The sequence below is a fragment of the Rheinheimera sp. UJ63 genome, assembly GCF_021568285.1.
Taxonomy (GTDB): Bacteria; Pseudomonadota; Gammaproteobacteria; order Enterobacterales; family Alteromonadaceae; genus Alishewanella; species Alishewanella maricola.
The window spans coordinates 20413-33193 of record NZ_JAKGTQ010000010.1 but is presented as its reverse complement, the minus strand read 5'-3'; the positions used below and the strand labels follow the sequence as shown (position 1 = coordinate 33193).

Here is a 12781-nt window from a genome sequence, read left to right as displayed (position 1 = left end):
ATGTTAACAACAGTATAAGTCGCGTCAGCTGCGATGCCAGCCGCATAGCAGGCTAAAACGAGCAGTCTGTTATATCGCACAGTGCTAACGATGCGTTTAGCACCGCTAAACTGACTAAATTTGGCAAAAAAAAACCGCCAGCGGCGGTTTTTACAAGGGACATCCCTGTCTCACTGCGTAAAATGATTAGCGCTTTCTTCTCAAAGTTAATAACCCTAACATGGCTAATAACCAGAAGTTGACGCTACCACCTGATGAACTGCTCGACGGTTGAACCACCACTGGCGGTGAGACCGTTACCGGTTCCTTACCATCGGACACAACGGTTAATTTAAACTGTGTGCTTGCTTTATCCGCTGGGTTTTCAACATCAGCAACACTGACGGTAACGACCACTTCGCCATGAAAATCTTTGTCTGGCGTAATGCTGATCTTACTACCTGACTCATGGCCAGTAGTTGTTGCCGTGATCTTATCGCCAGTCACACTGATTTTATTAACACTGTTTTCTTCATCAACGTAGTACACCACAAGGTTGCTTAAAGTCGTGTTTTCATCGATTTGCTGATCAGCAATAGTGCCCAGCGTAATATTACTTGGTGACTTAATACTGTGGCTCATTGCAATATCTGCCATGCCATCGATTTGACTCACTGCGTTAAATTGCAAGTCGCTACCCGCTGCTGCCGCAGTGACTTCCGCCCAAACGGTGACTTCAAACTGCGAAGACTCAGGCCCTACATAATCGAAGCAATAGACCAAATCATTAGCCACTTTATCGGTCAAGTCGTTATAAGCTACATCACTGGCTAAATAAGCAGTAAACGGGCCACGGTTATATATTGGGCCACGGAAACCTTGCACACCAATCGAACCACGCTCATCTTGTGAGCCAAAGTCTATGTTGTCGTACGCCATAAACATTTCGTATTGACCTTTTTGATGGTTTACATCGACATTAAAGATCCATTGGAAATCGAAACGATCATCACGTTCGGTATAGCTATAAGTGCGATCAGCGGCACGTACTTGATTACCGTAAGAGCGTGCATTATCAAATTCAATAATCCCCCAACCGCTTTGTGTGCTAGCCAAAGAAATGCCTGAACGATCTGAACCAGCGTTATCCAACGGCACACTCATCAAATCGGTATTAAAATTAGACCCAATACCACCAGCAGCTCGCCACAACGGAGAGATCGACTCGTAAGGGAAAGAGTTATAAGGATAACGATAATGATAAGGTGCAAACAGTGGCTGCCCTTCCCATAAAGAAATTAAGCCTGTACCTCGGATCTCAACGGCATTTTGCTTATTCACATTCAACTGATCACGATTGTTGTAAAGATGGAAGCTATCGTAGTACCCGTTAAATATGCTGCTCATCGGAATGACCACACCGTTACGATGCTGGATGCTATTGTCTTTATTAGAGAGAGCACGACCGTTGCTGTCATACTCAACAGGTGCAAAACCACCGAACACAGGTTGAATACCAAACTCGGCTAGGTTGACATAACCCCCCACATTAGTATTACCAAAGTTAGGCGTGCGGCACATCGCATCATCCAGATTGGAGGTTACAATATAATCCGACACCCACTCTGAAGTATCAGGTTGCATACCCGTGATGACAAGCTGATCGCCTTCTAACTCTATACCGGTCACAATATCGCTGTTAGAAGAAAACACATCTTGTGTACTCACGGTTAAACCCGCTGGGATGGTTGCACTAATGGTAAATTGACGATCCGCCCCGGTATTATTAGGTAACACTTCAAAAGTAAACGGGACCTTATCACCACGCTTGGCTGCGGTTCTAGGTACATCTAAACTAATATCGTTTTGACCTCGCACCAGTTTTAAACCGACCTTACCAATATTGCCTGCATTCACCATTGACGAACCAAAGTCGACGACCGAATAATAAATATCGTCTTCCGCCATTTCGGGTAAATCCCAATGCAAACTCACATCAACCGGCGTTTTACCATCGCTGTATGGTACTTGCACGGTAAGCTCGTTGTTGATGTCATCACTCACTACCGCGACGGCATACTTAAAGGTTTCTTCTACCGCATCATAATAGTTGTTCTGCGCAGACCCCTTTCTTGAGCTGTAGAACACTACCCAGTAATCACCTGCTTCCGGATTATTAATATTACAGAAGTTGTTATACATAATATGATTAGAGAAACATAAGATTTCATCATTCATATCGGGGAAGCCATTACCGTTGTAGTCTTTACCTACATAAACCAGTAAGTTACCCACATCAAAACTTTCACCTAATGGCGATACCGTTTTGCCGATGGTTTCTGCCACAAGGCGCTTGGCACCCTCAGGTACATTAACAAAATGCGTGACGGTCGCTTCGTCCAATCGCTCTGCCACATCGACAGACAGATCCATATTGGTACTCCACGGGAACTGGGCGTCATCATCCTTGGGTAAAGTAACTTCAATAACCTCTGCTTTTACGGGAGTAAAGACCCGACCGAAATTATCACCGGCAGGTAATTCTATCCCTTTGAAAACGGCACTGGCATTGTTGGCATGGGCAATCGCTTCCAGCTTAGCCGGCATGTTATTCATGTCGTACTTGAAAACCATCGGCCAATGCGCTTCAGGACTGGCGCCGTTCACTTCGGTTAAGAATAATTGTGAATGCAATTCAACTTCTGCGTTGGAGAATAAGTCTTGCGTATCCATCACTGAAGCTTTGACAATAAGCACCTGAGTTTCACCCTCAGCCAAGGTAAACTCGCTAGGCGAAACTTCAATAGTGACACCGTTTTGCTTTACTTGTGAACGTGAATCATAGGCCCAATTCATTACATCGCCAGCACTGACTGACCAACTGCCGTCTTTCGTCGCTTTCACGGTGCGCAGCCAAGTACAATGTGGCTTACAACTGAAGTTAACTAACTGCGGTAAATTCAGTTTATGCACTGCACCACCATTTTCAGGATCCGCGGCGCGGAAATTAGCCGCCGTTTCGTCCATCACTAAACCGGCGTTTACTGCATTTTCAACGTTGATTCGACCGGTACCCGCACGATAGGTACTGGCTAACTCCACATCACCAGTTGCTGAGTTTAAACGGCGATATTGCACGACATTATCTGCGGTCATCGCTAGAGCAGATTGGATCTCGGTGGCGCTCCACGTCGGCTGAGCTTGACGTAATAACGCCATGGCACCGGCTACATGTGGGGAAGCCATTGACGTACCACTTAAAAAGGTAAAATCAGCGGTAGTCGGTGTATCAACAAAGGGTTTTTCATCGGCATAAGCCGCATAAATACTCACGCCCGGCGCCGCAACAGCAGGAATTAACGCCTCTGCAGTTGACGAACTTGGACCACGTGAAGAAAAAGGCGCCAACCAATCGGCATTAGCTTGATCAACGCGACGTTCAATCACCGTGGGTTTAATGGTAATCATATGACTCTTACCATTACTGCTGCGTGTCCAATCCTCTAAGCCATAAGAGCCATTACTGACATGACCGTACCAATCTCCATAGCTCAAATGTACTGAGGGTAAAGAATATTTAGCGGTATACACTATGGGATCAGAGGAACCAAAGTTGTACATGATAAAACCGTCTGCACCACCGGCTTTCACATTGTCTGACTTTAACGTACGTGCCACACCATTAGGGTTATCTAGGTTGTCACGAGCACAAACCACTAAGGTATCAACAGGATTATTATTCGCATCAACTACTGGGCTACCATCGGGGTAAGCCTCAAAAGTACCTGGCGCATAGGCTGCACCACAATATTGATCTTTTACACCATTCACATTCAAGTAGTCTGCGGCACGCAATACCACACCGGTAACGGCGGTTTCAGTAATAGAGCCACCCGTTAAACTTTCCCAAGTTGGCATCCGGCTGCCCGCTAACGCAGGATCAGCATATTGCGGTTCAGCTAGCAGGGTTTCTACTACGACTTCACGACCATGCGTTGTTGCCGCCACGTTCATCAACCAGGGTGACGCATGATCGATGGCGCTAAAAAATTCTGCTGCACCGTTCGCTTGACCGGAGTTACCTGCAGCGGCGGCAACAATAATGCCAGCCTCACGTGCATTCAAAAAAGCCATTTCAACGGAGTCGGTCCAAGGGTGAGAGTCCTGACCACCAATGGAGAAGTTGATCACATCAACCCCATCACTGATTGCATCTTCAATACCGGCAATTAAAGCTTCACCAGGACAGCCTGATACTTCTTCGGCGGCGGGATAGCACACTTGATAAGACACGATATTTGCCCGCGGTGCTACACCGCTGATCTGTGGAAACATGGCCTCTTGAATGACTTCACCATCACCCGCGCTAGCGCTTTCTGGTGTAACAAAGGCCACATTGTTTAACACGTTACCCGCTGCCGTAGAGGCTACATGCGAACCATGGCCTTGATAATCTTCACCGCTGGCTGGCATCACCGCGCCCAATTCACCCGAGGTAAATAAATCCGTGATCACCGAATAGCTGCGTACCCCAATTAACTTATCGTTACATAGGCTTTCAAAACCACTTTTTGTGCAGTCGCCCACATAGGTACCGGCGCCCCATGGATTGCTATGGGTGTAGCCGTCTTCGGCAGTCGCCGCAAACGACGGGTGATCGGTATTAATACCGGTATCGATGATACCAATGATGGTACCTTCACCTTTAAACGGTATACCTGCTGTTGCTGCAGCCTGCCCTGTCCACACGGCATCGGCTTTAATCAATTCCGGACCCGCGTCAGTTAACAGCTCATAAATTTTCGAACGCTGCACCGAGAGCACTTGAGGCAGCGTCGCTAATTGAGCGGCTTGCTCTTGCGTCATGGTCATCGTCATACCATTGATCGCATTAGTAAATTGCCGACGAACTTGTACATACCCGACGAGACTTCCAGCCTGACGCATAAATTCGTTTTGCTGAATCATCAACTGATTACGGTACTGCTCAATTTCTACCGACACCGCTTTACCGGCACGAAACAACTTTTGCTCGTTATTATTGATTTGTTGCAGTGTCTGTTCGCTAAAGGTCGCCGCTGAGATAGCAGGCTTGGCTAATCGGACAATATAGACATGCTCACCACGAAGATCTTGTTCGGGCGTAAACTTACCGTGCTGGCGATTAACCTGCACATTGAGTCCATCATTTTGTGCCATGGAATCGTAACGCTGTCGCGCTTCATCTGAATATTGATAAATCTTTTCAATATCCAGCTTAGGTTGTTCCAGTTTATGTTGAATGGGCTGCCCTGGGACGCCTACCCCAGCGGCATAGGCGGAGCTGGCACTGTAAAGTGCTGCCGCTATTGCGATGGTGACATGTTTTAGTTTCACGATTATGCTTCCTGGATTGTTTTAATATGTGCGTTTTGCACCAGCAGATGTTTCTGCCAGAATTAAGATATAATCACAGGCTAATAATTAACCGATAGCATCTTGGTGTTACAGTGTGTATCAATTGCCATAAAGCATGCGTCACACTGGGTCTATTCTGTGTTTTAATAACGCTATACATTTTTAGTGGAGCAAGCGTTTGAATTTTCAGCTCAGGCTAAAGCTGTTTGTCGGCTGCTGGTTAGCATGTGCCATGCTAACTAAGGTCGCTACAGCAAACGACGTACCTGTTGGAGAATGGCAAGTTGCTGTGGCCTTAGGCTATGGTTACGTCGAAAACCCGCGTGCCCATGCTGAACCGATAAAAACCTATGTGCTACCCAGCGTGCTTTACTACGGTGAGCGCTTTTATCTGGAAAATTTCACTTTAGGCTATAGCCTGTTCGAAAATGAACAGCTGTTTGTCGATATTCAAAGTCGGCTAAATGAAGATGGTTTATTTTTTGAACTGGATGGTATTGGCAACTTATTAGTCACTGATCTATTTGGCATTACTAATGGTAAGACGCCTGGCCGCCCCAGCCGACCCATAAATTATGCCGCGATAGAACGTAAAGTATCTTATTTGCTTGGCTCGCAACTCACTTGGCAAAGTGCAGTAGGCGATATGACTGCCGGCGCCTATACCGACATTTCCGGTGTGCATAATGGTTATGAACTACACTTACGCTACAAATATGTCTTTGATTGGTATGACGTATCTTGGGGGCTAGAGCTTGGGTTAACACAAAAAAGCCGTGAACTGGTTAGTTATTATTACTATTTAACGGATGCCGAATTACAAACAGCGCGCACAAGCTATCAACCACGAGATACGCTTAACTCGCATATTCGCTGGGTTGCCAACAAAACACTTAATGCTCACTGGACGCTAATCAGTGTGCTGGAATATAACCATTTGGGGCATGGTATTAGCCAAAGCCCGTTGATTGAAAAGTCTGATTATCTTTCTGCCTTTGTGGGGGTGAGTTATTCTTTTTAAACAGGTACCGCATGCAGGGTAAAATAGTTGCCTCGCTAGGCTTAATTCTGACGACATGGTGGGCATTACCGGCGACCGCTAAGGATCTTGATGACCTGATCTTAACGCCTAACTTATGTGTCGTCACAGACGAGCAACCTGCGTGTCAGCTTAATTTATCGATAGAGTATCAAGCCCCCTTAACCGAGCAAGCCTGTTTATGGCGCAGTGATGACGAAGCCCCCTTATCCTGTTATGCCGCTTTTAATCACGTTAGCTTAACCCTCTTTCTCAGTATTAAACGCAATACCATGTTTCGTTTATTGGATATGAATGCCAATTTAATAGCCCAAGCTGAATTTACTACCGCTAAATATAACCCCGTAAAATCACGCCGCCGGCGCGGCCTTGGTTGGAATCTATAATGGAAGCGAGTCAATCAACACGGCTTTTACTGATAGAAGATGACTTGCCACTGGCCGAACTCACGCTGTCTTATCTGCAACAACAAGGGTTTAGCGTACAACATATCAGCCAAGCTGAACTGATCAGCCAAATTCCACAAAGCGTGGGCTTTGATTTAATTATTTGCGATGTCATGTTACCCGGTGTCAGCGGCTTCGAAGCCAGTAGCTGGCTGACACTACGTTTTAATTGTCCGATTTTATTTCTGACAGCGCTCGATGAAGATCATCAACAAATCAAAGGGTTAGAACTAGGTGCTTGCGACTATATTGTCAAACCGGTGAAGCCAACAGTACTACTCGCCCGCATCAATGCAAACTTACGCAAAATGAGTACACTGAATCGCCATGAATTACGATTAGCGGATCTCACGATTAACCGCTTAACGCATCAACTTAGCGTGCAAGATAAAAGCGTTAAGTTAACGACTAAAGAATTAGCTTTATTGTGGATCTTTGCCTGCCACAATGGCCAAGTATTACATCGCGAGTTTTTATTTGAGCAACTAGTGGGGCGTGAATACAACGGTCTGGATCGCACCATTGATGTTAAAATCAGTCGTTTACGCACGAAACTACAACAATTAGATATTATCGGCTTAGATATTACCACGCTGGTTAGCCAAGGCTATCTATTCCATTATGATCCTAGGACTAACCGCTAATGCAACAACAGTTTTATCGCCTGTTTCTCTTCTTAGTACTCTCATGCGCCTTGGTCATCTGGAGTTTTAGTCAAATCGTTGAGCAACTGTATCCAGAACACAACCAGTACATGCTCAACATTGAGAGCCTAATTGCGCCAGAGCACCCCCTGCCAAGTAGAAGCTTAATAGCACGTAATCAACTGGCACTGCCTGAGTCGTTAGCGAACTTACTGGAGCAAGGTAAAACCATTGCCTTGGCTCACGATGCCACCTCTTTGTACTATTACCAACTGAGCGCTGATCCGACACAAGTCGTTAGGCTGGGTCCGCTGCAAAAAACAGCACAAACTGAAGATGTGATGCCAATACTGCTACTGGCATTTTATGGCTGTTTAACGCTGATCGCTATTATGCTCATTTGGCCAGTATTTAGAGATTTACAACGCTTACAAAAAACCGCTATCGAATTTGGTGAGAACCCACAGCATCTTACTTTAAACATCAGCAAGCACTCCGCCATCTATCCACTGGCAAAAGCGTTTAACAAGGTGGCCAATCAAATAGTGAATTTAGTTGATCTACACAAAGCGCTATCAAAAATAATATCGCACGAAGTACGTACGCCACTAGCACGTATGCGTTTTGCTTTAGCGTTATCTCAACAACAACTTGCACCACAATATCAACAGCGGCTAAATGCTGATTTAGACGAAATTGAACAACTTGCCACTAGTTATTTAAGCTTTGCCAAATTGGAACATCTACAGCATGAAAAGACATTACAACCGGTTCTGCTGGTAGAGTTTATAGAGAAGCTAAGGCCACGCTTTACTCACCTACCGCCGGCCATTACGCTCCGCTTTTCTTCGCAAGGTGAACAAGCTTGCTTTGACCCCGCAGCCATCAGTATTGTGGTGCAGAATCTGGTCACTAACGCGGCGCGTTTTGCAAAACAGCAGATTGAAGTGCAATTAACAGCAAATGACCAAGGTTGGAGCTTGAGCGTTGAAGATGATGGTCCAGGCTTCTTGCAGAGCACTCAAGATGTATTAAAGGCCTTCAAACGCCAACAGCAAGATGATAAAGGCTTTGGTTTAGGTTTGTATATTGTTAGTCAAATTGCCAATTGGCATCAAGCTCAGGTGCAAGTAAAGCAATCGGCCTCACTTGGCGGCGCCGCTGTTTCTATAAGCACCCAGCCAACACCCCCTTAACACTGCAGTCCCAGCGTTAGCTGACATTTTTTGACATTAATTTCTAACCCCTTCTGCTCGTTATCGCGTATATCTGCCCATGTATTTATCGCAGCATAGCTCTAATGTGCTACGACACTTGGCCACAGCGTCGGCCAGAACTGGCAGATAGCCCTTAGAAATGTATAATAGTCAGCGAAATGAAGCTCGATGTTACGCTGGCATTGATGAAGGCAACCAATGAAATATAAAGATTTACGTGATTTTATCGCGCAGTTAGAACAACGTGGTGAATTAATTCGCATCAAGCAGCCCGTTGATCCGGTATTGGAAATGACTGAAATTGCCGACCGTACTCTGCGTGGCGGTGGCCCAGCGTTATTATTTGAAAACCCAAAAGGGTATTCGATCCCAGTATTAGCCAACCTATTTGGTACACCTCAGCGAGTGGCTTTGGGTATGGGCCAAGAAGATGTGGCGGCCTTACGTGAAGTCGGTAAGTTGTTGGCTTTTTTAAAAGAACCCGAGCCACCAAAAGGGCTGAAAGATGCCTTTAGTAAATTGCCTATTTTCAAACAAGTTCTGAATATGTCGGTCAAACAGGTGAAAAAAGCCGTTTGCCAACAAGTCGTACTCAGTGGTGATGAGGTCGATTTGACCCAGTTGCCGGTTATGACTTGCTGGCCGGGCGATGCCGCCCCCCTGATCACCTGGGGTCTTACCGTAACCAAAGGGCCGCATAAAGACCGCCAAAACTTGGGTATTTATCGTCAACAAGTGCTGGGCAAAAATAAGCTGATTATGCGCTGGTTATCGCATCGTGGCGGCGCTTTAGATTTCTTTGAATGGCAAAAAGCTCACCCAGGCAAACCCTTCCCGGTGTCGGTTGCACTGGGTGCCGATCCTGCCACCATTCTAGGTGCCGTTACGCCTGTACCTGATACGCTGTCTGAATATGGTTTTGCCGGATTATTACGTGGTGATAACACCGAAGTGGTTAAATGCGTGAGTAACGACTTGCAGGTGCCGGCCAGTGCTGAATTTGTGCTTGAGGGCTACATTGAAGCGGGTGAGATGGCCCCCGAAGGGCCTTACGGGGATCACACGGGTTATTACAATGAAGTCGATAATTTCCCAGTATTTACTGTAACGCATATTACACATCGTAAAGATCCGATTTATCACAGTACTTACACCGGCCGTCCACCAGATGAACCGGCTATCTTGGGCGTCGCACTGAACGAAGTGTTCGTGCCCATTTTGCAAAAACAATTTCCGGAAATTACCGACTTTTACTTACCCCCTGAAGGGTGTTCGTACCGTTTAGCTGTTGTCACGATGAAAAAACAGTATCCTGGCCATGCCAAACGCGTAATGATGGGTGTGTGGTCGTTCTTACGCCAGTTTATGTATACTAAATTTGTAATTGTCTGTGATGACGATATCAATGCCCGCGATTGGCAAGATGTGATTTGGGCCATTACCACCCGTATGGATCCCGCGCGCGATACCACGCTGATTGAAAACACGCCAATCGACTATCTTGATTTTGCTTCACCTGTATCGGGATTAGGGTCAAAAATGGGTATGGACGCCACCAATAAATGGCCAGGTGAAACCACTCGTGAATGGGGCGAGCCGATTGTCATGTCTGACGAAATTAAACAGCGGGTTGATAGTTTATGGCCAAGCCTGGGCATCACTTTACCCGCGGCCAAACCATGAGCCATAAGGTCACGGTACTGCCAGCGCAGTTAAGTTTTGAAGTGCGGCTTGAAGAAACTATTCTGCAGGCCGCGCTGCGCCAAGGTATCGATTTTCCTTACCGATGCCAGCAGGGCGTATGCACCAGTTGCGTGTGTAAACTACGTGACGGTAACGTGAGTTATATTGAACCAAGCCCATTAACAGACGTTGACCGTCAGCAGCGATTTGTTTACTGTTGCGTGGCTTATGCCCAGTCCGATCTGCAACTACACCACCCTTTTATACGCGGTTAACCCCGCTTAACATGAGATGTTTATGAACGCTATTGCTTGTCAGGTTGTTGCCATTGAAGCCCTTACTCACGTTGTCAGTAAAGTTGTACTCGCGCCAACTGCGCCCGTTAACTTTATTGCCGGCCAATACTTACAACTGTGTCTGACAGCAACAGATAAAAGACCTTTCTCTATCGCCAGCACCCCAGAACAACCTTTATTGGAATTGCACATTGGCGCGGCAGCGGGAGATAACTGGTCTGGGGCAGCGTTAACTCATCTACAACAACAATTTGCTGCCGGTGAGCCGGTTCAAGTTGAAGTCGGTCTGGGTCATGCCGCTTGGCAAGCGAACAGTGATCGCCCCATCGTGTTATTAGCCGGTGGCACCGGGTTCTCTTATGTACACAGTATTGCCTTGGCTATCGCGGCTGCGAAAAAAGACATCCCGGTATTATTGTACTGGGGTGTAAAAAGCGAAGACGCCTTGTATTACCAGACCGAATTGGCGAGTTGGGCAGCCAGCAATCGTAAATATCAAGTGATTCCGGTGGTGCAAGAGCCTAGCGCACAATGGCAAGGTCGCAGTGGCTTAGTGCATGAAGCCGTGTTGCAAGATATTGTTTCTCTTGAAGCCTACGACATTTATATGGCTGGCCCATTTGCAATGGCAGGGGTGGCTCGCGAGGCTTTTATCGCGCAAGGCGGCCATCGCGAGCACATGTTTGCTGATGCGTTTGCTTATATCTAACTATAAACTTAATATTTGTAATAACTCAGTCGCAGGCTTGTAACCTGCGGCTTGTGCTTGCTCTAGCAGGGCTTTAGCTTCGGTCTTCTCTCCATCTAACCATAAACGTGCGCCATGCCAGGCCGTCGCGAGCGGATCTTGCTGTTGAATAAGATAGAACTGCCAATCTTCGCGTTGCGCACCTAAAATACGCTGTGCTCGGCGATCACCATTTGCAGCCGCGGTTTTCCACCAGTAACCCGCTGTCAACTCTTGATGCACGGCATGATATTGTTCAACCAAAATGCTGTTTTTCTTACTAACACGGCTAAACGAACGATCTTGCGATAAGCTATTACTTAACCGGAAAAAGCCACTATTAGCACCACGGATCCGCATTCCCTGCAGTGTTTCTGCCGCGGGATGAGTTAACTCACTGGCATCCAACAATCGAACAATTTCACCTTTTTCGTTGGTTGCTACGCTGACTGCTCCGGCCAAACCCGGGATGTTGATATCAAATTTTCTGCTTTCAAACCATGCCGAAACATCTGGTTCATTGGCTGGTGCGGGCAAATCTTCGTCGATATACACTTCAGCACCTGACACCATCGACACTAAATTCAGTACGCTGCCTAGCATTTCTTGATGCCTACTCGAGCCCAGTTGCGCATAGGACCATAAATTTTGCCCCTTAATAATCTGATTAGCAGAACGCGCATTCATTGAACCCGTGGCCCAAAAGCTCAGGCGTACCGACATCAAATGGGCTTTGCCGGTTGCTTCATATTGCCAACGCCCCATAGTACGGAAAACATAAGGATCGAAAGCTCCTTCCGGGAAGCCGTCTACGGCATCGGCAACTTTTACCCGCCCCTCACCATCCACTAAAAACTGTACAACGACATAACCAAATGGATGCTTTCTGGTGACATCATTGGGAATATCGGGCATCGGTGTGGATATTTCAGCTGGCGGTTGCTCTTTACTTAACTGATAGCGCTGAGCATTTTTTTTGATAAACACTCCCGCTAAAGCTTTAGCCGCCGCTTCTTCTGCACCAGCTCGTTGTGCTGTGCTAGCTTCTTCATAAATACGCTTAACAATGTCTGCAGCTTGTTCATGCTGTAATTGCTCTGCTAGTAAAAAATAAGTTAAGGCCTGTTCGAGATCAACCTCCTGACCTTCACCATAATATGCCATCACACCAAGGTTGAAAGCGGCATTGGCATTACCTAAAGGTAATAAGTTAGTGAAACCTGTTTTTGCAACAGCGTATTGTTTATTTTCATATGCTTGCAAAGCGCTCAGCCAATCAGCCCGCACCCCAAAGCTGAGTAGCAAAAATCCTAGCACTAAAATTAATCGCATCGATTCATCCTTAACATATAA

Annotated in this window: 9 protein-coding genes; 7 read left to right on the top strand and 2 right to left on the bottom strand. The window is 46.5% G+C overall.

The features are described 5' to 3' along the window. Nucleotides 1-186 precede the first annotated feature (186 nt). Nucleotides 187-5355 (bottom strand): S8 family serine peptidase, encoded by a 5169-nt coding sequence (locus L1N97_RS17045; protein ID WP_329605568.1) that lies wholly within the window; start codon nt 5353-5355, stop codon nt 187-189. Between the two features lie 253 nt (nt 5356-5608). Here L1N97_RS17045 and L1N97_RS16135 point away from each other — a divergent pair, with 253 nt between their 5' ends. The 7 genes from L1N97_RS16135 (at nt 5609) to fre (ending at nt 11410) form a co-directional block, all read left to right on the top strand. Then, nucleotides 5609-6397, top strand: a complete 789-nt coding sequence (locus tag L1N97_RS16135; RefSeq protein ID WP_236130516.1) for a MipA/OmpV family protein — start codon at nt 5609-5611, stop codon at nt 6395-6397. Between the two features lie 11 nt (nt 6398-6408). Further along, nucleotides 6409-6801, top strand: a complete 393-nt coding sequence (locus L1N97_RS16130) for a DUF3019 domain-containing protein (RefSeq protein WP_236130515.1) — start codon at nt 6409-6411, stop codon at nt 6799-6801. After that, on the top strand, nt 6801-7505 hold the full coding sequence (locus L1N97_RS16125; RefSeq protein ID WP_236130514.1) for a response regulator transcription factor: 705 nt from the start codon (nt 6801-6803) through the stop codon (nt 7503-7505). The genes L1N97_RS16130 and L1N97_RS16125 overlap by 1 nt, the downstream gene beginning before the upstream one ends. After that, complete coding sequence (locus L1N97_RS16120) at nt 7505-8701, top strand: ATP-binding protein (RefSeq protein WP_236130513.1); 1197 nt, start codon at nt 7505-7507, stop codon at nt 8699-8701. The genes L1N97_RS16125 and L1N97_RS16120 overlap by 1 nt, the downstream gene beginning before the upstream one ends. A gap of 219 nt (nt 8702-8920) precedes the next feature. Continuing rightward, nucleotides 8921-10405: a 4-hydroxy-3-polyprenylbenzoate decarboxylase gene (ubiD, locus tag L1N97_RS16115; protein WP_226751418.1), complete on the top strand. Its 1485-nt coding sequence runs from the start codon at nt 8921-8923 to the stop codon at nt 10403-10405. Next, complete coding sequence (locus tag L1N97_RS16110) at nt 10402-10680, top strand: 2Fe-2S iron-sulfur cluster-binding protein (protein ID WP_236130512.1); 279 nt, start codon at nt 10402-10404, stop codon at nt 10678-10680. The genes ubiD and L1N97_RS16110 overlap by 4 nt, the downstream gene beginning before the upstream one ends. Before the next feature lie 22 nt (nt 10681-10702). Beyond that, nucleotides 10703-11410 (top strand): NAD(P)H-flavin reductase, encoded by a 708-nt coding sequence (fre, locus tag L1N97_RS16105; RefSeq protein ID WP_236130511.1) that lies wholly within the window; start codon nt 10703-10705, stop codon nt 11408-11410. Here the strand turns inward: fre and L1N97_RS16100 are convergent, their stop codons facing one another. Further along, complete coding sequence (locus L1N97_RS16100) at nt 11411-12760, bottom strand: SEL1-like repeat protein (RefSeq protein ID WP_236130510.1); 1350 nt, start codon at nt 12758-12760, stop codon at nt 11411-11413. Nucleotides 12761-12781: the final 21 nt, after the last annotated feature.

Coding starts and splice junctions, on each gene's coding strand:
- L1N97_RS16135 (WP_236130516.1), top strand. CDS start 5,609: ATGCTAACTAAGGTCGCTACAGCAAACGACGTACCTGTTGGAGAATGG.
- L1N97_RS16130 (WP_236130515.1), top strand. CDS start 6,409: ATGCAGGGTAAAATAGTTGCCTCGCTAGGCTTAATTCTGACGACATGG.
- L1N97_RS16125 (WP_236130514.1), top strand. CDS start 6,801: ATGGAAGCGAGTCAATCAACACGGCTTTTACTGATAGAAGATGACTTG.
- L1N97_RS16120 (WP_236130513.1), top strand. CDS start 7,505: ATGCAACAACAGTTTTATCGCCTGTTTCTCTTCTTAGTACTCTCATGC.
- ubiD (WP_226751418.1), top strand. CDS start 8,921: ATGAAATATAAAGATTTACGTGATTTTATCGCGCAGTTAGAACAACGT.
- L1N97_RS16110 (WP_236130512.1), top strand. CDS start 10,402: ATGAGCCATAAGGTCACGGTACTGCCAGCGCAGTTAAGTTTTGAAGTG.
- fre (WP_236130511.1), top strand. CDS start 10,703: ATGAACGCTATTGCTTGTCAGGTTGTTGCCATTGAAGCCCTTACTCAC.
- L1N97_RS16100 (WP_236130510.1), bottom strand. CDS start 12,760: ATGCGATTAATTTTAGTGCTAGGATTTTTGCTACTCAGCTTTGGGGTG.